This window comes from Xanthomonas sp. 4461, assembly GCF_024806475.1.
GTDB classification, from domain to species: Bacteria; Pseudomonadota; Gammaproteobacteria; order Xanthomonadales; family Xanthomonadaceae; genus Xanthomonas; species Xanthomonas arboricola_F.
The window spans coordinates 88,274-107,176 of sequence record NZ_JANTYV010000001.1 but is presented as its reverse complement, the minus strand read 5'-3'; the positions used below and the strand labels follow the sequence as shown (position 1 = coordinate 107,176).

Genomic DNA, 18,903 nt, shown 5'->3' with positions numbered 1-18,903 from the left:
TTATTCCAGGCGGGTGAGATAGCCGCCCAGTTTACCCGCTGATGCCCGTGCCTGCGCTGTCGGCTGCCTGCCCATCGATGGCGGTGGCACGCGCGACCGCCGGGCGGTCGGCCATCCGTGCGATGTAGGCGCGGGTCGGAGCTGGCGGATCGATCATGCCGAACTGCACCATCCATGCCAATGCGCCGCCCCACAGCACGTCGGCTGCGCTGCAGCGCGGGCCCAGCAGGTAGTCGCCCTGCGCCAGCTGTGTGTAGACCACGTTCAATACGGTGTCGCAGTCTGCATAGGGCGAGAGCGAGCGCGGTGGGGGCGTGCGCTTGAGCGCAAGGTCGACGATCGCCGGCTCGAACGCCGCGCCGTAGAAGGCCAGCCAGCGCAGGTAGCCGCCGCGGTCGGCATCGCCCGGCGCCGGCGACAGGCCGGCCTCCGGGTACAGCTCGGCCAGATACTGGTAGATGGCGCCCTGTTCGGTCACCACGCTGTCGCCGTGCACGATCGTCGGAATCTTGCCCATCGGGTTGATCGCAAGGAACTCCGGCGCAAGCTGCTGCTCCTTTTCCAGATCGATGACCTGCAGGCTGTAGCTGGCGCGCAGCTCCTCCAGCAGCACCAGAACACCGCGCGAGCGCGAACGGGGATTGTGGAACAGGGTGATATGGCGGTCGTCGGACATGGCTGTCTCCTTGGGATCAGGTGTTGATGGGGGTGGGTGCAGGGTCATTGCTGGTATGAGGATCCTACGGAGCTATTGCGGACAGCTTCTGTCCGCAATACCGTCTGGGCATGGCCTCGACCGCTGCTCGTCTGTTGCGACTGCTTTCCTTGCTGCAAGGTGGGCGCAGCTGGCCGGGCGCCCACCTTGCCGAGCGCCTGGAGGTGCACCCGCGCAGCCTGCGGCGCGATATCGAGCGGTTACGCGAGCTCGGCTACCCGGTGCATGCGGCGCCGGGATCCGGCGGCGGTTACCGACTCGGGCAGGGGGCGGCGGCCTTGCCGCTGCTGTTCGAGGAGGAAGAGGCGCTGACCGTGGCGATCGCCTTGCGCGCGGCGGCGCCGGCCATCGCCGGCATGGATGCCGCCGCCGCCCGCGTGCTGGCAAAACTGGATCCGCTGCTGCCGCGGCGCAGCGGTCAACGCGCCAGCGCGGCGCACGCGGCCATGGCAAGCATGCCGATCGCCGAGCCGGGAACCCGGGTGGATGCGGCCTTGCTGGCCCAGCTTGCCGGCGCCTGTCGCGACCGCACCACGCTTCGGCTGGACTATCGGCGTCACTCTGGCGCGGCCATCACCCGCTGCGTCGAGCCGGCGCTGCTGGTCAACTACGGCCGGCGCTGGTACCTGCTGGCCTGGGACTGCGAACGCCAGGACTGGCGCACGCTGCGCGCCGACCGTATCGATCTGGCGGTGCCCACCGGCGCCAGGTTCGATGCCCGGGCGCTGCCGGATGATCCGCTGCAACTGCTGCGCAAGGCCATCGGCGAAGCGCCGTTTCCGTGTCGTGCGCGGGTGCGGTTGCCTGGCACGCTGGAGATGCTGGCCGCGCAGGTTCCACCCTGGCTGGGCGCGTTGGAGGCAGACGGCGCTGACCACTGCTGGCTGGGGCTGGGCGCGCCGACCATGCCGGCGCTTGCCGCCAATCTGCTGTTGCTCGAGCGGCCCTTCGAGGCGATTACACCGGCCGCCATGCAGCAACCGCTGCTCGATGCGCTGGACGCCTTGCGGACGCGACTGCACCGGCCGTCGGCCTGAGCGCTACTGCCTCTTGGCAAGCCCGGGGCAAGCTGGGACACTCCGCCGCATGAAGGGGACGTCAAGATTGCTGGGGCTGTTGTTTGTCGCGTTGTCGGCTGCGCCGGCCAGCGCCGGCACGCTGTACAAGTGCGTCAGCGGCGACGGCATCACCAGCTACCTTAGTAAGCGCCAGAGCGGTGCGGCCTGCAGCGTCATCAGCAGCTACACCCCCGATCGCTCGGCCCGCCGTGTGCCAGTTGCGCCACTGCCTCCGGCAGCGGCAGTGTCCACCACGTCGGCCCGTTCCGTCGCCACGATCGACAGCGGTGCACCTGCCACCATCATCAGCCCGCCACCACGCCGCGCTGCCGGGACGGCTATGGCCGCGCCGCCTACGCTGCCGGTGGCAGAGCGTGCGACATCGATCATGCCCGCCGCTGCGCCGGCCGCTGCGGTCAACCCGCGCCGCGTGGTTAGCGGACAGGTTTATTCTTATATGAAGGACGGCGTGCGCCACTACACCAGCGCACGTCCGCGCCAGGTGGCCAGCATCGAAGGGCTGCGCACCATCCACTACAGCTTCATCGAGACCTGTTACGCCTGCGGCGCCAAGCCGGGCGTAAACTTCGGCGCAATCCGGCTCAACACCGCGGCCTATCAGCAGGAGATCGCGTCGGCGGCGCGCGAGTTCGGGGTCGAAGAGGCGATCGTGCGCGCCATCATCCATGCCGAGTCGGCATATAACCCGCTGGCGCTCAGTCGCGCCGGTGCGCAGGGTTTGATGCAGTTGATGCCGGGCACTGCGCGCCGCTTCGGCGTCAGCGATGCTTATGACGCATCGCAAAATATCCGCGGTGGCGTGCAATATCTTTCGTGGTTGCTGAAGCGCTTCAATGGCGACCTCACGCTAGCGGCCGCTGGCTACAACGCCGGCGAGGGGGCCGTGGATCGTTATGGCGGTGTGCCGCCTTACAGCGAGACCCAGCGCTATGTGCAACGCGTCGGCCTGCTGGCCGGCCGTTATCGCGGTCAGAGCACCACTGCCAACTGAGCAACGCGTTGGTCCCGGCGCTTGCAGATGCGGCATGCGGCGCTGTGGTGGCCACTCCATGAGGTCTTGTCGTTCGCGTGGTCGCCAATGCTGCACATGCGTTGCGATGCCGCCGCTGCGTCATCCCCCCCTCGAACGAATGCGCTGCGCGCGCGTACTGCGTCACAGCCACTGCATAAGCCATCGCGCTTGGCCTGCATCGTCCCAGGCGCCCGCACACATCGGCCATTGCATCGCACATGCCCGACTGCGTACATTGCATTGTCTGTGCATTAAGCGTTCCGCTACACTGCGGTCGATTCATCGCGGCTGGACCCCCCGCCAGCCGTTGGCAGCCTCACGCTACCTAATCAAGATCGGAGAGCCGGATGGCCAACGATGGGGTTAACGCACCTGCTGATATCGGGCGTCGCCGGTTTTTGACCGCGACGACGGCCGTGGTCGGTGCGGTCGGAGCAGGATTTGTTGCAGTTCCGTTCGTGAAGTCGTGGAATCCCAGTGCACGCGCCAAGTTGGCCGGCGCACCGGTGACCGCCGACATCAGCGCCTTGCAGGAAGGGCAACGGCTGGTTCTGGAATGGCGCGGTCAGCCGATCTGGATCGTCAAACGCTCCAAGGCGATGCTCGACGCATTGCCGTCGCTGGACGACCGGCTCAAGGACCCCAAGTCCGAGAACAAGGACCAACAGCCCGACTACGTGCTGAAGAACCCCGAGTACCGCTCGATCAAGTCCGATATCTCGGTGCTGGTCGGGCTGTGCACGCATCTGGGGTGCTCGCCGGAAATGGTGGCCGAAATCCGGCCCGAGCCCTACGACCCGCAGTGGAAGGGCGGCTACTTCTGTCCGTGCCATAAATCGCGCTTCGACATGTCCGGCCGCGTCTTCGACGGCGTGCCCGCACCGATCAATCTGCTGGTGCCCCCGCATCACTATGTGGACGACAACACCCTGGTGATCGGCGTCGATCCGGATGGTGCCGGTACGTCGGCCAAAAGCACGGGGGCTGCCTGATGAGCAATATCCTGGTTCGTACCGCCAACGGCGTGTTCGAGTGGGTCAACGAACGCGCACCCGGGCTGATGCCCACGTACCGCAAGCACATCAGCGAGTACTACGCGCCGAAGAACTTCAACCTCTGGTACTACTTCGGCTCGCTGGCCATCGTGGTGCTGGTGAATCAGATCGTCACCGGCATCTTCCTGACGATGCATTACAAGACCAGTGCGGCCGATGCGTTCGCGTCGGTCGAATACATCATGCGCGACGTGGAGTGGGGCTGGCTGATCCGCTACATGCACAGCACTGGCGCCTCGCTGTTCTTCATCGTGGTGTATCTGCACATGTTCCGCGGGCTGATGTACGGCAGTTACCAGAAGCCGCGCGAGCTGGTGTGGATCCTGGGCATGCTGATCTACCTGGTGCTGATGGCCGAAGCCTTCATGGGCTACGTGCTGCCGTGGGGCCAGATGTCGTTCTGGGGCGCGAAGGTCATCATCTCCCTGTTCGGCGCCATTCCGGTGATCGGCAACGGGCTGACCGAGTGGATCATGGGCGACTACCTGCCCGGCGATGCCACGCTCAACCGCTTCTTCGCGCTGCACGTGATCGCACTGCCGCTGGTGCTGTTGCTGCTGATCGTGCTGCACATCGGCGCACTGCACGAGGTGGGCTCCAACAATCCCGATGGCGTGGAGATCAAGAAGGGACCCAAGGGCAATCGCTGGGATGCGCACAAGCCCGCCGACGGCATTCCGTTCCATCCGTATTACACGGTGAAGGATCTGGTCGGTGTCGGCTTTTTGCTGCTGATCGCTGCCTTCATCATCTTCTTCGCCCCCGCGTTCGGCGGCCTGTTCCTGGAACACGACAACTTCACCGAGGCCAATCGACTGGTCACGCCCGAGCACATCAAACCGGTCTGGTACTACACCCCGTACTACGCGATGTTGCGCGTGGTGCCCAACAAGCTGGGCGGCGTGCTGGTGATGTTCTCGGCAATCGCCATCCTGTTCCTGGTGCCGTGGCTGGATCGCGCCAAGGTGCGGTCGGTGCGCTATCGCGGCTGGATCTCGAAGGTGGCGCTGGGCGTGCTGGTGGTGTGCTTCGTGTGGCTGGGTGTGATCGGCTCCGGGCCGGGCACCGACGCGCACGAGACCTACGTCGGGCGGGTGCTGACCTTCCTGTACTTCGCCTTCTTCATCACCATGCCGGTGTGGACGCGGCTGGACAAGACCAAGCCGGTACCGGAGCGGGTGACGACCCATGACTAAGCGCATCGGGATGTCATGGAAGTCGCGCGTGGCGGTTGTGCTCTGCGGACTGACGCTGGCCCTTGGCGCAATGGCGGCCGAGGGCGGAAAGGTGCAGCAGGCCGGCAATGATCTGGGCGACCGCGCATCGCTGCAACGCGGCGCGCAGTTGTTCATGAACTACTGCTCCGGCTGCCACTCGTTGAAGTACCTGCGCTATTCGCGCATGGCCAGCGATCTGGGATTGAGCGAAGCCGAGGTCATGGCCAACCTCAACTTCACCGGGGCCAAGATCGGCGAGCATATCGAAGGCACCATGCCGCATGATGCGGCGACCAAGTGGTTCGGCAAGGCGCCGCCGGATCTGACCTTGATCGCGCGCGTCCGCGGCACCGACTGGGTCTATACCTATCTCAAGTCGTTCTATCTGGATCAGACCCGCCCGCTGGGCTGGAACAACCAGTTGTTCCCGAACGCATCCATGCCCAATCCGCTCTGGGAACTGCAAGGTCTGCAGCAGGCGCAATTCGGCCCGGCCGACAAGGCCACCGGCGACAAACCGGTGGAGGCACTGAAGCTTGGGCAGCCGGGACGACAAACGCCGGTGGAGTTCGATCAGACCGTGCGCGATATCGCCAACTTCCTCGAGTACGCGGGCGAACCGGCGGCGCTGAAACGGCAGAGCATGGGCGTGTGGGTGATCCTGTTCCTGGTGTTCCTCACCTTCATGGCGTACCTGCTGAAGAAGGAATACTGGAAGGACGTGCATTGATCGTGCTGTGAACCCGAGGCGGCCGCGCAATGCCGCGGCTGCCCAGGATCAGCAGACCGGCCGCACGGTGCATGCATGCAGGCAGGCGCTGCGCAGGAGCTGGGTGTACGCATGCTGCTTGCCGATTTCGAGCATGGGCCGCGTCTGTCGGCGGTCGCGTAGTCGTTGGGCGGCATGGACGCCGTTCAAGAGCCTACCTTGACGTACTTGCGGCGTGTCCCACGGCGGTGGGCGGACAAGGGCCCTGCAGCAAAACCCGCAGCGTCGAGGGCGCTGCGCCCTCACCGCTTGCGGGACACGCCGTGAACCCATCCCTGGGGCTGGGGGCTCGGTGGCGGCATCCATGCCGCCACACGGTCCCGCAAGCGGCAAGGACACCGCACCAGACAGTTGGTCGGCTGCGTTCTCGAAAGCGTGTTGCTCGGCTTGCGGGGGCAGGCGAGATGTTTGCAAGCTGCGCGCTAAAAAAGCTTGTCTGTTGCTCGGCTTACGATGGGAGCGGGTGAGAAGCTGGTCGACGCATAATGATGCGACCAGCGCACGTCATGCTTTGCTCTTAACCAGGCACACCGACCATCTTGACTGGTCCTTGCCCGCCCGCTATCGCGGGACCTTACGCGGCATGGATGCCGCGTAAGAGCCTCCATGGACGGATTCACGGCGTGTCCCGCGATAGGGGGCAGGCAAGGGCCCTGCAGCAAACTCACAGCGTCGAGAGCGCGGCGCCCTCACCGCTCGCGGGACACGCCGCAAGTACGTCCCTGTAGGCTCGGTGGCGGCATCCATGCCGCCACACGGTCCCGCAATCGGTGAGGGCACCGCACCCGACAGTGTGCGGACTGTTTTACCCAAGACCATGCACACCGACCATCCGACAGGTCCTTGCCCACTCAACGTCGTGGGACCTTATGTGGCGTGGATGCCGCGTAAGCGCCTACCTTGACGTACTTGCGGCGTGTCCCGCGATGGTGGGCGGACAAGGGCCCTGCACAGAATCCGCAGATAAGCCGCGGACCTACTTGCCGATGACGCGTCAGCGCCGGCCGCGCCCGACATGGGAGGCGACAATATGGCTTGTTGGTGTTTTTGAGGCCCTATCACCCTTGGCTTTTGCGTGACGTGATTGCACACTCGAAGGACCGTGGTGACGGTCGGCGTTGGGCCGGCCGCGCCGATGCGGCCGGCGGATTCCGGTCGTCGGAGAGCCTTGAATGGCGACGAGTGTGCGTATGCGGAATACCTTGACTTTGTTTTCGTCCAACGACGACGTGTTGTGCCACCGGGTCCGTCTGGTCCTGGCGGCGAAAGGGGTGACCTACGACCTGGTGCCGGTCGACCCGCAAAACCCCCCGGAAGATCTGATCGATCTCAATCCCTATCATTCGGTGCCGACCCTGGTCGAGCGCGACCTGGTGCTGTACGCCGCATCGGTGGTCAGCGAGTATCTGGACGAGCGCTACCCGCATCCGCCGCTGATGCCGGTCGACCCGCTGTCGCGGGCGCGCCTTCGCCTTGCGATGCTGCGGATCGAACACGACTGGGTGCCGCAGGTGCAGGCGATCCAGCTCGGCAACAAGACCCAGGCCGAGGCCGGCCGCAAGCGCCTGAAGGAACTGCTCACCGCCTCGGTGCCGCTGTTCAAGGCCAGCAAGTTCTTCCTCAATCCGGAAATGAGTCTGGCCGATTGCGCGATGGCGCCGATCATCTGGCGACTGGATGCACTGGAGATCGGCCTGCCCAAGGATGGCAAGGCGATCGAGGACTACGGCAATCGGATCTTCCGCAATCCCGGTTTCATTCGCAGCCTCACCGAGCAGGAAAAAAAGCTGCGTGATTTGCCGGGCTGATGTGACGGCTGTATGCCAACAGACCGACGCCCCATCTCGTCGCCGCCGTTGCGGGCCATGTCCGGGTAAAATGACGTCATGAGCGAAGATTTCCCCCGCATGACCAGCCATCGCCCGTATCTGTTGCGGGCCTTGGTCGAATGGATCAACGACAACGGCATGACCCCGCACGTTCTGGTGGACGCAGGACTGCCCGGCGTGCAAGTACCGGCCAGTGCCGTCAAGGACGGCCGCGTGGTGTTGAACATCGCCGAGCGCGCCGTGGTCGGGCTGCAGGTCGACAACGAGAGCGTGAGTTTTACTGCGCGCTTCGGCGGTGTCAGCTATCCGGTGATGGTGCCGATGGCTGCCGTGCTGGCGGTCTACGCGCGCGAAACCGGGCAGGGCATGGCATTGCCGGACGACATCCCCGGTACCAGCAGCGAGCCGCCGGATCCCGGCGCACCGCCGCCTAGCGCGCCGACGCCCGACGAGCCGCCCGGCGGTGGCAAGCGCCCACACCTGCGCGTGGTCAAGTAAGCGCGCACGGTGGCTGACAGCCGCGTTCCCGTGCGGGTGGAACGCGCCCGTCATGTCGATTGCAGTGCGCCGGATGCGTCCGGCGCAGTCGATTACCACTACGAATACGACATTTATCGTTTCGCGCAAGGCAGGCGCTGTCTTGTCGCGCGCAGCTACGTCGATACGCCCGATGAAGCGCACTTTCTCAGCATCGAGATAAATGGCAGGTCGCGCCTGTTGAAGAAGGCCGACATGCTGCGCCCGCTGTGCCTGTTCGCACAGGCGCAGCTGCGTCGCGAGGGCAAGCAGCAGCTACGCTGGTTGAGCGGCCGGGGCAACGGATACGAGCCGGTGCCGGACGGCCCGGCAGCGGCCGGATCCGGGTGGATGGATGCACTTCGTCGGCTGATGGAGTGAGCCAAGGGCAACCGACGACGACAGCGCGCCTAGGAACGGCTGACACAGGACTGCGCTCGTCGCCACGCGGGCGGCGGCCGGAATCCTGTTCGGCAGCGTCACGCAGACCCTGCGGTTCCTGGCGCGTCGTCCACACCGGGCTGGCGACTGCTCACTGCGTCTGCCACCCGCTCTAAGCCGGCATCAGCCACAGACATCGGCACCTGCCAGATGCAGGTGCCAGCGCAGCCTGCTCACTCCAGCCGCTCATGCTCCGGATGCAGCGCCCGCACCGTCGCGACCTGCGGCCCGGTGAACGCAATCAACTGATCGCCGCGCAGCACCAGTTTGCCGCTGTGGCGATCGGCGCCATCGTAGGAATACTCGAAGCGGAACGTGCGCTCGAAGCCCAGCCAGCCATTGGGCAGTCTGCAGACGCGCAGATTGGTGGAATGCACGCTCTGGTCCAGCCACTGCACATCGGCCGCACGGCAGGCATTGCGGCCGAGGATGTCGGCACGTTCGGCTGCGGCACGCGACGAGTTCCAGAACGCGAACAGCGCTGCGCCGGCAATCATGAAGAGGATGAGGCTGGGCATGTCGCCAATGTGCCACGGCGTCGCCTGCCCGACAATCGCATGACGGCCGCTGTTCTCAATCAGCGTGCGGAGGAGGTCACCCCATGTTTCCGTGAATGTGCGTGAATGGGTTCACCAGCCTTGCCGACGCCGGCTTGCATCCGCGCCACAGAAGCGCCATCTGACAGTACATCTACGGGTTGAACGCATTTGGCCGGCCATCCGTTACTGACATCGCCCATGCATCCTGTTCTGCAGCATTTCCATCCCGTGGTCGCTGCGTGGTTCGCGCAGACCTTCGCTGCGCCCACGCCGGCGCAGGTTGCTGCGTGGCCGGCGATCCAGGCCGGCCGGCATACGCTGGTGGCCGCGCCCACCGGTTCGGGCAAGACGCTCACCGCGTTCCTTGCGGCGATCGATGCGCTGATCCGCGACGGGCTGGACAATGGCGGTGCGCTGTCCGACCAGACGCGGGTGGTGTATGTGTCGCCGTTGAAGGCGCTGTCCAACGACATCCATCTCAATCTGGAAGCGCCACTGCAGGGCATCCGCGCCGCCCTGGCTGCCGACGGCCTGCCGGATGTGGCAGTGCGCACGGCGGTCCGCACCGGCGATACGCCGCAACGCGAGCGGGCTCAGGCGCGGCGGGTGCCGCCGCACATCCTGGTGACCACGCCCGAATCGTTGTACGTGCTGCTGGGCTCGGCATCCGGGCGCAGTGCGTTGCGGCATGTGCGCACGGTCATCGTCGATGAAATCCATGCGGTGGCGGCGGACAAGCGTGGCAGCCATCTGAGCCTGACGTTGGAGCGGCTGCAGCGACTTGCCGATCAGCCGATCACGCGGGTCGGTTTGTCGGCAACCCAGAAACCCATCGAAACCGTCGCGCAATTTCTGGTCGGCGTTGACGAAGACGGTGCGGCGCCGCCCTGCGAGATCGTCGATATCGGCTACACGCGTGAGCGCGATCTGGCGTTGGCGCTGCCGCCTACGCCGCTGAGCGTGGTGATGTCCAACGACCAATGGCTGCAGGTCTATGCCGACGTGGCCGCGCTAGCGCAGCAGCATCGCACCACACTGGTGTTCGTCAACACGCGGCGCATGGCCGAGCGTGCGGCGCGGCATCTGGGCGATCTATTGGGCAAGCAGCGCGTTGCCGCCCATCACGGCAGTCTGTCGCGCGAGACACGTCTGCTGGCCGAGCAACGGCTCAAGGCAGGCGAACTCACCGTGCTGGTGGCCACCGCCTCGCTGGAGCTGGGCCTGGATATCGGCGACGTGGATCTGGTCTGCCAGCTCGGGTCGCCGCGCTCGATCGCCACCTTCCTGCAGCGCGCCGGCCGCTCCGGTCACAAGGTCGGCGGCACGCCGAAGGCGCGGCTGTTTCCGCAGACCCGCGACGAGCTGGTCGAATGCGCGGCATTGCTGGACGGCATCCGGCGTGGCGAACTGGATGCGCTGCGCATTCCAGTGGCGCCGGTGGATGTGCTTGCACAGCAGATCGTGGCTGAGGCGGCATGCGAAGACTGGGACGAGGACGCGCTGTTTGCATTGATGCGGCGCGCATGGCCGTTCGCTCAGTTGAGTCGCGCCACCTTCGACAGTGTGGTGCGCATGCTGTGCGAGGGCTTCAGCACACGGCTGGGGCCGCGGGCCGGGTATCTGCATCGCGATGCGGTGCATCGGCGGCTGCATGCGCGCCGCGGTGCGCGCATGACCGCGCTGACCTCCGGCGGCACCATTCCCGAAACCGGCGACTACAGTGTGGTGCTGGAGCCGCAGGCCGAAAAGATCGGCACGGTGAACGAAGATTTTGCGGTCGAAAGTCTCACCGGCGACGTGTTCCAGCTCGGCAATGCCAGCTACCGCATCCTGCGTGTGGAGGCCGGGCGCGTGCGCGTGGAAGATGCCAAAGGCGCACCGCCGAATATCCCGTTCTGGTTGGGCGAAGCGCCTGGCCGCAGCGACGAGTTGTCGGCGGCGGTGTCGCGCCTGCGCGGCGAGATTGCTTCCCGACTCGACAATGCACCGCACCGGGCGGCACGCGATTGGCTATGCAGTGCGCTTGGCTGTTCTGCAGAATCAGCGCAGCAGTTGGTGGACTATCTGGCGCATGCCAGTGCGGCGCTGGGCGCCATGCCCACGCAGCAGTGCCTGGTGATGGAGCGATTCTTCGATGCCAGCGGCGGCACGCAACTGGTGATCCACTCGCCCTATGGGAGCCGCATCAATCGTGCCTGGGGGCTGGCACTGCGCAAGCGCTTCTGTCGCACCTTCAATTTCGAATTGCAGGCAGCCGCGACCGAGGATGCGATCGTGTTGTCGCTGTCCACCAGCCACAGTTTTGCGCTGGAAGAGGTTGGCCGCTACCTGCATTCGTCGTCGGCCGAACATGTACTGATCCAGGCGCTGCTGGATGCGCCATTGTTCGGCGTGCGCTGGCGCTGGAACGCCACCAATGCGATGGCGTTGCCGCGTTTCACCGGCGGCAACAAGGTCGTCCCGCAGTTGCAGCGGATGAAGTCCGAAGACCTGTTGGCGACCGTGTTTCCGGATCAGGTGGCCTGTGCGGAGAACCTGGTCGGCGAGCGCGAGGTGCCGGACCATCCGTTGGTCACGCAGACGCTGGACGATTGCCTGCACCAGGCGATGGACAGTGAAGGCTGGCTGCAGGTGTTGCGTGGGCTGGAATCGGGCGCCATCACCCTGGTGGCGCACGATCTGGCGGCGCCCTCTCCGCTGGCGGCGGAAGCCTTGAATGCGCGTCCGTACGCATTCCTGGACGACGCGCCGCTGGAAGAGCGCCGCACCCAGGCCGTGCAGAGCCGCCGCTACAGCCCGCAGAGCGGCGACGATCTTGGGCGGCTGGACCCATTGGCCATCGCGTCGGTGCGCGAGGAAGCCTGGCCGCAGCCCCGCGATGCCGAAGAGATGCACGAGGCCCTGGTCGGGCTGGGCGTGCTGCCGGTCGCCGAGGCGGCAGATGTGCAGTGGCAGGCATGGTTGAGCGTGCTTGCCGCCGATGGCCGCGCCAGCTGCCTGCTCATGCAAGGCGCGCCGGCGCTGTGGATCAGCGCCGAGCGCATCGATTGGTTCATGCGCCTGTATCCGCATGCAGCGGCGCAGCCGCCGTTGCAGGCACCGGATGACTGCCGCGTGGCCGACTGGGAGCGCGACTGGGCGGTGTGCGAGCTGTTGCGCGGGCGCCTGTCGGCGGTTGGCCCGGCGCAGGTGCCGGCATTGGCCGCCGCATTGCGCCTGCCCGAGGACGAAATCGCGCTGGCGTTGCTGACACTGCAGCGCGAGGGCTATGTCATGGCCGGCCAGTTCAGTGCGCACGCGCAGTCGGAAGAGTGGTGCGAACGCCATCTGCTGGCGCGCATCCACCGCTACACGCTGGGGCGTCTGCGGCGCGAGATCGAGCCGGTGTCGCAGCGCGATTACGCGCGCTTCCTGTTCGAGTGGCAGCATCTGTACAGCGATAGCCGGGTTGCCGGACCGGACGCGTTGGCTGGCGTTGTCGGGCAACTGGAAGGTTTCGAAGCGCCGGCCGTGCTGTGGGAAAGCGAAGTGCTGCCGGCGCGTGTGCGCGACTATCAACCCGCGTGGCTGGACGAACTGTGCACCGCCGGACGTACCACGTGGGCGCGCCTGCGCCCCGGCGGCGGGCGCAGCGGCGCCGCGCTGCGGGCCACTCCGATCGTGCTGTTGCCACGCCGCGAGGCGCAGCGCTGGAGCGGGCTGGCACGCGCAGCAGACGACGCGCCGCTGGGGTCGCGCGCGCAGCGCGTGGTGGAGGTGCTGCAGCAGCAGGGCGCGTTGTTCTTCGACGAGATCGCCGATGCCGCACACCTGATGAGCACCGAACTGGAAGATGCCTTGAGCGAACTGGTGATGCGTGGCCGTGCGCATTGCGACAGTTATGCCGGACTGCGCGCGCTGCTGGTACCGGCGTCCAAGCGGCCGTCGGCGCTCTCGCGTCAGCGGCGGCGTAGCGGCGCCCTGGGTATCCGCGATGCCGGGCGCTGGGCGCCGGTGCGTACGCCGGCCGATCTGCCGCAGGCCGAAGCCGGCGAGCGGCATCAGGAGATGCTCGAACACGTTGCGCGCACGCTGCTGCGCCGCTACGGCGTGGTGTGCTGGCGCTTGCTCGAACGCGAGGCGGCATGGTTGCCGCCCTGGCGCGAACTGCTGCGCATGTATCAACGCCTGGAAGCGCGCGGCGAAATCCGTGGCGGCCGCTTCATCGCCGGCCTGTCTGGCGAGCAGTTCGCGTTGCCGGATGCGATCGCGGCCTTGCGTCGCGTGCGCGCACAGGTGCCGCAGCAGCGCTGGGTGTGCGTGAGCGCAAGCGACCCGAGCAATCTGTTGGGCAGCATCCTGCCCGGCGAGCGCGTGGCACGTGTGCCGGGCAATCGCGTCGCATCGCTAGATGGCCTGCCGATGGCGGTGTGGGTGGCCGATCGCTTCCAGCCGTTGCACGCGCTCACTGCCGAACAGGGCGAGCAGGCATTGCGCATCCTGCAACGCGGGCCGGGTGCGGCCGAGCTGACGCCGATGGAGCAGTGGCTGGCTCAGTCGCCTGTCAGCGCTGCCCGCGTGCCGGTCACGCGCGGGAGCGGACGCGACACATAGGCGCTGTCGGGCACCACCCAGCGCCATGGCTGATCGATGGCTTTGCGGATACCGATGCGCGGCGTCGCGAGCGGCACAGTCGGCGGCGGGGTGCCATCGTCCTCGATCCACAGCCGCGCGTCGGCATCTGTCAGGTCCAGCCCGTTATCGGCCGCAGTCACGCCGAACGCCTGCGCCAGACGGCCGGGCCCGGTGGTCAGTGCCTTGGCCGGCGCCGTGCCGCGTGCAGCCTGCATGGCTTCCACTCCGGCCAACGGCTGCAGTGCGCGGATCAGCACAGCGTGCCCAGGCGCGCCCCCGCAGACCGCATTGATCGCCCAGTGCATGCCATAGATGAAATACACATACAGATGTCCGGGTGGACCGAACATCACCTGGGTGCGCGGGGTGATGCCGCGGAACGAATGGGCGGCGGGATCTTCGCTGCCGCAATAGGCCTCGATCTCGGTAATGCGGCCGCGGCGGCCATCGGCGCTGACCAGCACCTTGTTGAGCAGGCGCGGCGCAACCTGGCGCGCATCTTGTGTGTAGAACGCGCGGGGCAGGGTCCTGTACGGCATCGCGCCAGTCTAGCCGCACGCTCGTGATGTCTCTGCGGACTGTCCCGGACGGTCCGTTAATCAGGGGTAGGGTTTTTCCGAACAAGCCAGGTCAGGAGCGCAAGCCCTGTCACAAAACCGCATATCCGTCTGCATAAATGGGCGCTGTACGAGGGGCTACATCTCAAGCGTGTTTCGCCATCGCCGATAGCTATCAACGATTGGTTAGACGAGTCCGCAGCGTGCGATCGGCACGCGCAGCACCGTCGATTGCCCATGCACCGCATGCAGCCCACGCATCACTCAAGAGAACTCCCCAATGTTAGGCAACTTCAAAATCGGAACCCGGCTGATCGTGGCGTTTCTGCTCGTCTCGGCGATCGGCGCTTGCATCGGGTGGGTGGGCTATTCGAACTCTGGACGCATCAGCGACCTGTCGACCTCGCTGTACGAGCGCGAATTGCTGGGCCTGTCCAACGTCAAGGAAGCCAACATCAACCTGATCTATGCCGGCCGCGCGCGCGCCAACCTGCTGCTGGCCAGCAGCGCGGAAGAGCGCCAGTCGCATGTGCAGAACATCGACAAGTACACCGCCAAGGTGGTCGATTACATGACCCGTGCGCGCGGCAGCTTCCAGACCGAAGAGGGCAAGAACAAGCTCGCGCAGTTCGACCGCGCCTGGCAGAAGTATCTGGACGAGCGCGGCCGTTTCATCGAGGCCGCCAACCGTGAGGCCTTGCGCGAAGCCAATCCGGAACTGGCCGCGTTGTCGCGTGCGGTCCGCGCAAGCTCGGATGAGGTGGATAACCTGATGACGGACCTGAGCGGCCTGCGCGAGCGCAGCGCGGCCTCGGCCAACGCCGAAACCGGCGCCATCCACGCGCGCAGTTCCAAACTGCTGGTGGCCATCATCTGCGGCGGCGTGCTGCTCGGCGCGGTGCTTGGCGTGGTGATCAGCCGCAGCGTCACCGGCCCGATCCGCCGCGCCGTCACGGTCGCCAACGGCTTGTCCGAGGGCGATCTGACCATGCGCATCGACGTGCATGGTCGCGACGAGACCGCGCAGCTGCTCGAAGCCATGCGTACCATGGTGCAGAAGCTGTCGCAGGTGGTGGGCGAGGTCAACACCAGCGCCGAGACCCTGGCCAGCGCCTCCGAAGAAGTCAGCGCCACTGCGCAGTCGTTGTCGCAGGCCGCCAGCGAACAGGCGGCCGGCGTGGAAGAAACCAGCGCCTCGCTGGAGCAGATGACCGCGTCGATCAGCCAGAACACCGAGAACGCCCGCATCACCGATGGCATGGCCACCCAGGCTGCCAGAGAAACCATCGAAGGTGGCGAAGCGGTGGTCGCCACCACCCAGGCGATGAAGCAGATCGCGCAGAAGATCGGCATCATCGACGACATCGCCTATCAGACCAATCTGCTGGCGCTCAATGCCGCCATCGAAGCGGCGCGTGCCGGCGAGCATGGCAAGGGATTTGCGGTGGTTGCCGCCGAAGTGCGCAAGCTGGCCGAACGCAGCCAGGTGGCCGCGCAGGAAATCGGCGAGGTGGCCAGTTCCAGTGTGGAGCTGGCCGACCGCGCCGGCCGCCTGCTCGACACCATCGTGCCCAGCATCAAGCGCACCTCGGATCTGGTGCAGGAAATTTCCGCCGCATCCGAAGAACAATCCTCGGGCGTGAGCCAGATCAACTCGGCGGTGGTGCAGTTGAGCCAGACCACCCAGCAGAACGCCAGCGCGTCCGAAGAACTGGCCGCCACCGCCGAAGAAATGAGCGCGCAGGCCGAGCAGCTGCAGCAGAGCATGGCGTTCTTCCGCCTGGGCGGGCAGGGGCCTGCGAGCACGCCGCCCAAGCGCGGCAAGGCGGCGGTCGCACGCCCGGTACGTGCGCCCGGTACGCGCGGCTGGCGCAGCAATGCCGCACCGGCGTACGCGATGTCCGAGGGCCCGGACGAAGGCCAGTTCGCCCGCTTCTGAGAGACCGATCGATGACTGCACAGACCCCCGATGTGATGCCTGGCGACGCCGATGCGGCGGCCCAGTACCTGACCTTCCAGCTGGACGGCGAAACCTTCGCCACCAGCATTCTTGGCATTCGCGAAATCATCCAGTACCGCACCCCGACGCCGGTGCCATCGATGCCTGCCTGCGTGCGCGGGGTGATCAACCTGCGCGGCGCAGTGGTGCCTGTGGTGGACCTGCAGGCGCGGCTCGGGCGTGCCGACAGCGCCATCAACAAGCGCAGCTGCATCGTGATCCTGTCCACCGAGCAGGCGCAGGGCACGCAGGTGATCGGGGTGCTGGTCGATGCGGTCAACGCGGTGATCGAACTGGCCGATCAGGACATCGAAGCGGCGCCGGCCTTCGGCACGCATATCCGCCGCGACCTGCTGCGTGGCATGGGCAAGGTGGGCGAGCGCTTCGTGGTGCTGCTGGAGATGGAGCAGGTGCTGCAGGTGGACGAGATTGCCGGCAACGCCGACGCGCTGGCTGCCTGAGTAGCGTGTAGGTCATGGCGCGCCATGTCGGTCGATTGAGCGTGCAGGCGACTGTCAGCGTGCAGGGAGCAGACTGCGCAGCGTGAGTCGCCTTGATCCGTGACCGGGTCGCATCGGTTGGGCAGCGTACGCAGGCAACAGGTCGCCCGTCGTTTTTTGCCCACGCAACTGGCGTCGTACGGTGGCACTCTGGCTCAGATCTCCGAGGGCGCGTCGATGCACGCGTCACGCAGCTGCGTGTGTGGGCGGTCCGGCGTGCCTGGCGTGCGCCCACTGCCGCTCACTGCACGAAGTAAGGTTAGTTCAGGCAATGCAGCGCGAGCGGGTATCAGCCTTGCAGATGCCAGCCGCTGAACCGCTGCACGCGATTGCGTCCAGCGCAGATCGCGCCCTGCAGCGCATGCCGTGCACGTGCCAGCAAGGTGTTGCTGTCGAGCGTCTCGCCGGCGGGCACATCGACCACCCCGATGCTGACGGTCAGCGTACCGGTGGGCCAGCGTGCGGTCTCGACCGCCTGGCGGATGTCTTCGGCAGCCTGCATGGCAGCAGGCGCTGCCGCAGCCGGCAGCGCCACGCACAACCGATCGCAGTCGAGCCGCGCCACGATGGAGGCAGGCGGCAGCTGCGCTTCGACCAGTCTCGCTGCCTGCATCAGCGTCGCTTCCGCTGCGGCAACGCCGGCTTGCAGCTTGTGCCGCTTGAAGCCATCCAGATCGATCAGCAAACAGCCCAGCGACTGCTCCGACCCTGCGGCGCATGGGTCTTGCAGCATTTGCAAGCCATGCTCCAACCCTGCACGGTTCCAGAGACCGGTGAGCGTATCGCGCAACCCATCCAGCTCAACCAGCTCGGCCGCACGCCGTAATTCGATGGTGTCCACCACCTGCCGCGCCAGTGCCCGTAACGCATCGCGCTCGGCACCGGACAGCCGCCGCGGCGTGCGATCGAGCACGCACAAGGTACCCAGCGCAATGCCATCGGACGTCAGCAACGGGGCGCCGGCGTAGAAGCGGATCTGCGGCTCGCCGGTGACCAGCGCGTTGTTGACGAAGCGCGCATCCAGATGCGTGTCGGCCACTTCCATCAGCTGATCGGGCGCAAGGATGGCGTGGGCGCAGAACGACAGCGTGCGTGGCGTCTCGCTCGGCTGCATCCCAATCCTGGACTTGAACCACTGCCGCTGCGTGTCGACCAGCGAGATCAGCGCCATCGGCGTGCGGCATAGCGCAGCGGCATCGGCGGCCAGCGCGTCGTACTGCGGCTCGGGCGCGGTATCCAGCAGCCGGTAGGCGTGCAGCGTGGCCAGGCGCTCGTCTTCATTGGCCGGTGCGCGCGCACCCAGCAAGGCGCCAACGTCGCCCGGCAACAAGGTCGCGTGGATCAGGTGCAACGCGGGTGCGTCTGGAAGCTGCATGCAAGGCCTTTGCAACAAGCGCCGTCAAGGCGATCAAATGTCTGCATCAATGGTCGCTGCCATCGCGTGCGCCATACCGTCCGTTGAAACGTCGGCTACCCCCGGCGGCCGACGTTTGAAGATCTTGCCACATCGGCAGGCGGCGGTAAGCGCTGGCGATTCCACTCCGACGCCGCAGTCCTGCCAGCCTCGGGCATGGCAGTCATTCGCCCTGGCCGGCATTGCCCTTGGGGCGGCGGCTGTGCTCGTCATGCACTTTCAGGTCTTCCTGGCCCGGACGCTGCTTGGCCGCCTCGTCCTGCTTGCGCGATTCCTGGCTGTCGGAAACGCCGCTGGCGTCGTCGCCGGCATTGTCGGGTTGGCGCTGTTGGTTGCTCATGGCGAAGGGTCCGCTGTGATGGAGAGGCGGACGTTAGCGCGCGCGATGTGATACCGGCGGCATGGCCTGCACCCCGGCCTTCCGGCTGGCTTGCATCGGCAGAAACGAAAGAGCCCCGGACGTGGATGTCCGAGGCTCTTGGTTCGATGCGGTGGTGGAGCGGAAGGGGATCGAACCCTCGACCTTCGCGATGCGAACGCGACGCTCTCCCAGCTGAGCTACCGCCCCACGTGCCTGGATTCTAACCACATGCCGCGCGGTTCGCCAATGCGGCCGGCAGCGGACCACGCCAACCGACGCACCAGCG

The 18,903-nt window shown here is 66.2% G+C and carries 16 protein-coding genes and 1 tRNA gene; 11 read left to right on the top strand and 6 right to left on the bottom strand.

Annotated elements, in window-relative coordinates; all coding sequences use genetic code 11:
• Positions 1-31: 31 nt before the first annotated feature.
• On the bottom strand, positions 32-676 hold the full coding sequence (locus FHY19_RS00480) for a glutathione S-transferase family protein (protein WP_259160771.1): 645 nt from the start codon (positions 674-676) through the stop codon (positions 32-34).
• 110 nt (positions 677-786) lie between these two features.
• Here FHY19_RS00480 and FHY19_RS00475 point away from each other — a divergent pair, with 110 nt between their 5' ends.
• The 8 genes from FHY19_RS00475 (at position 787) to FHY19_RS00440 (ending at position 8,573) form a co-directional block, all read left to right on the top strand.
• Entirely contained in the window at positions 787-1,752 is a 966-nt protein-coding gene (locus FHY19_RS00475; RefSeq protein WP_259160769.1) for a WYL domain-containing protein, read from the top strand.
• Positions 1,753-1,801: 49 nt separating this feature from the next.
• On the top strand, positions 1,802-2,785 hold the full coding sequence (locus tag FHY19_RS00470; RefSeq protein ID WP_259160768.1) for a lytic transglycosylase domain-containing protein: 984 nt from the start codon (positions 1,802-1,804) through the stop codon (positions 2,783-2,785).
• Positions 2,786-3,153: 368 nt separating this feature from the next.
• Positions 3,154-3,798: a ubiquinol-cytochrome c reductase iron-sulfur subunit gene (gene petA, locus FHY19_RS00465; protein ID WP_259150681.1), complete on the top strand. Its 645-nt coding sequence runs from the start codon at positions 3,154-3,156 to the stop codon at positions 3,796-3,798.
• Positions 3,798-5,057, top strand: coding sequence for a cytochrome bc complex cytochrome b subunit (locus FHY19_RS00460; RefSeq protein WP_259150680.1), 1,260 nt, complete (start codon positions 3,798-3,800; stop codon positions 5,055-5,057). The genes petA and FHY19_RS00460 overlap by 1 nt, the downstream gene beginning before the upstream one ends.
• Positions 5,050-5,808 (top strand): cytochrome c1, encoded by a 759-nt coding sequence (locus FHY19_RS00455; RefSeq protein ID WP_259160765.1) that lies wholly within the window; start codon positions 5,050-5,052, stop codon positions 5,806-5,808. Before FHY19_RS00460 ends, FHY19_RS00455 begins: the two co-directional genes overlap by 8 nt.
• Positions 5,809-7,019: 1,211 nt before the next feature.
• Complete coding sequence (locus FHY19_RS00450; RefSeq protein ID WP_039407816.1) at positions 7,020-7,655, top strand: glutathione S-transferase N-terminal domain-containing protein; 636 nt, start codon at positions 7,020-7,022, stop codon at positions 7,653-7,655.
• 78 nt (positions 7,656-7,733) lie between these two features.
• Positions 7,734-8,174: a ClpXP protease specificity-enhancing factor gene (locus FHY19_RS00445; RefSeq protein ID WP_259150676.1), complete on the top strand. Its 441-nt coding sequence runs from the start codon at positions 7,734-7,736 to the stop codon at positions 8,172-8,174.
• A 30-nt stretch (positions 8,175-8,204) separates the two neighbouring features.
• Positions 8,205-8,573 carry a hypothetical protein gene (locus tag FHY19_RS00440; RefSeq protein WP_259163762.1) on the top strand — a complete coding sequence of 123 codons (369 nt, stop codon included), beginning with the start codon at positions 8,205-8,207 and terminating at the stop codon, positions 8,571-8,573.
• Positions 8,574-8,806: 233 nt separating this feature from the next.
• On the opposite strand, the gene FHY19_RS00435 is transcribed toward FHY19_RS00440, so the two are convergent.
• Entirely contained in the window at positions 8,807-9,151 is a 345-nt protein-coding gene (locus FHY19_RS00435) for a DUF3301 domain-containing protein (RefSeq protein ID WP_115046748.1), read from the bottom strand.
• A 219-nt stretch (positions 9,152-9,370) separates the two neighbouring features.
• Here FHY19_RS00435 and FHY19_RS00430 point away from each other — a divergent pair, with 219 nt between their 5' ends.
• Positions 9,371-13,765, top strand: a complete 4,395-nt coding sequence (locus FHY19_RS00430; RefSeq protein WP_259160763.1) for a DEAD/DEAH box helicase — start codon at positions 9,371-9,373, stop codon at positions 13,763-13,765.
• On the opposite strand, the gene FHY19_RS00425 is transcribed toward FHY19_RS00430, so the two are convergent.
• Positions 13,705-14,325 (bottom strand): DNA-3-methyladenine glycosylase, encoded by a 621-nt coding sequence (locus FHY19_RS00425; protein WP_259160761.1) that lies wholly within the window; start codon positions 14,323-14,325, stop codon positions 13,705-13,707. The two genes, FHY19_RS00430 and FHY19_RS00425, sit on opposite strands and share 61 nt — an antisense overlap.
• Before the next feature lie 298 nt (positions 14,326-14,623).
• Here FHY19_RS00425 and FHY19_RS00420 point away from each other — a divergent pair, with 298 nt between their 5' ends.
• Both FHY19_RS00420 and FHY19_RS00415 read left to right on the top strand, forming a co-directional pair.
• Positions 14,624-16,282, top strand: a complete 1,659-nt coding sequence (locus FHY19_RS00420; protein ID WP_259160760.1) for a methyl-accepting chemotaxis protein — start codon at positions 14,624-14,626, stop codon at positions 16,280-16,282.
• 11 nt (positions 16,283-16,293) lie between these two features.
• The gene (locus FHY19_RS00415; protein WP_259160758.1) at positions 16,294-16,803 is read left to right on the top strand and encodes a chemotaxis protein CheW; all 510 of its coding nucleotides are present in this window, start codon (positions 16,294-16,296) and stop codon (positions 16,801-16,803) included.
• Between the two features lie 328 nt (positions 16,804-17,131).
• Here the strand turns inward: FHY19_RS00415 and FHY19_RS00410 are convergent, their stop codons facing one another.
• The 3 genes from FHY19_RS00410 to FHY19_RS00400 form a co-directional block, all read right to left on the bottom strand.
• Positions 17,132-18,217 carry a diguanylate cyclase gene (locus FHY19_RS00410; protein ID WP_259160756.1) on the bottom strand — a complete coding sequence of 362 codons (1,086 nt, stop codon included), beginning with the start codon at positions 18,215-18,217 and terminating at the stop codon, positions 17,132-17,134.
• Positions 18,218-18,419: 202 nt separating this feature from the next.
• Positions 18,420-18,596, bottom strand: a complete 177-nt coding sequence (locus FHY19_RS00405; RefSeq protein WP_259150666.1) for a hypothetical protein — start codon at positions 18,594-18,596, stop codon at positions 18,420-18,422.
• Positions 18,597-18,748: 152 nt separating this feature from the next.
• Positions 18,749-18,824, bottom strand: a tRNA-Ala gene (locus FHY19_RS00400).
• Positions 18,825-18,903: the final 79 nt, after the last annotated feature.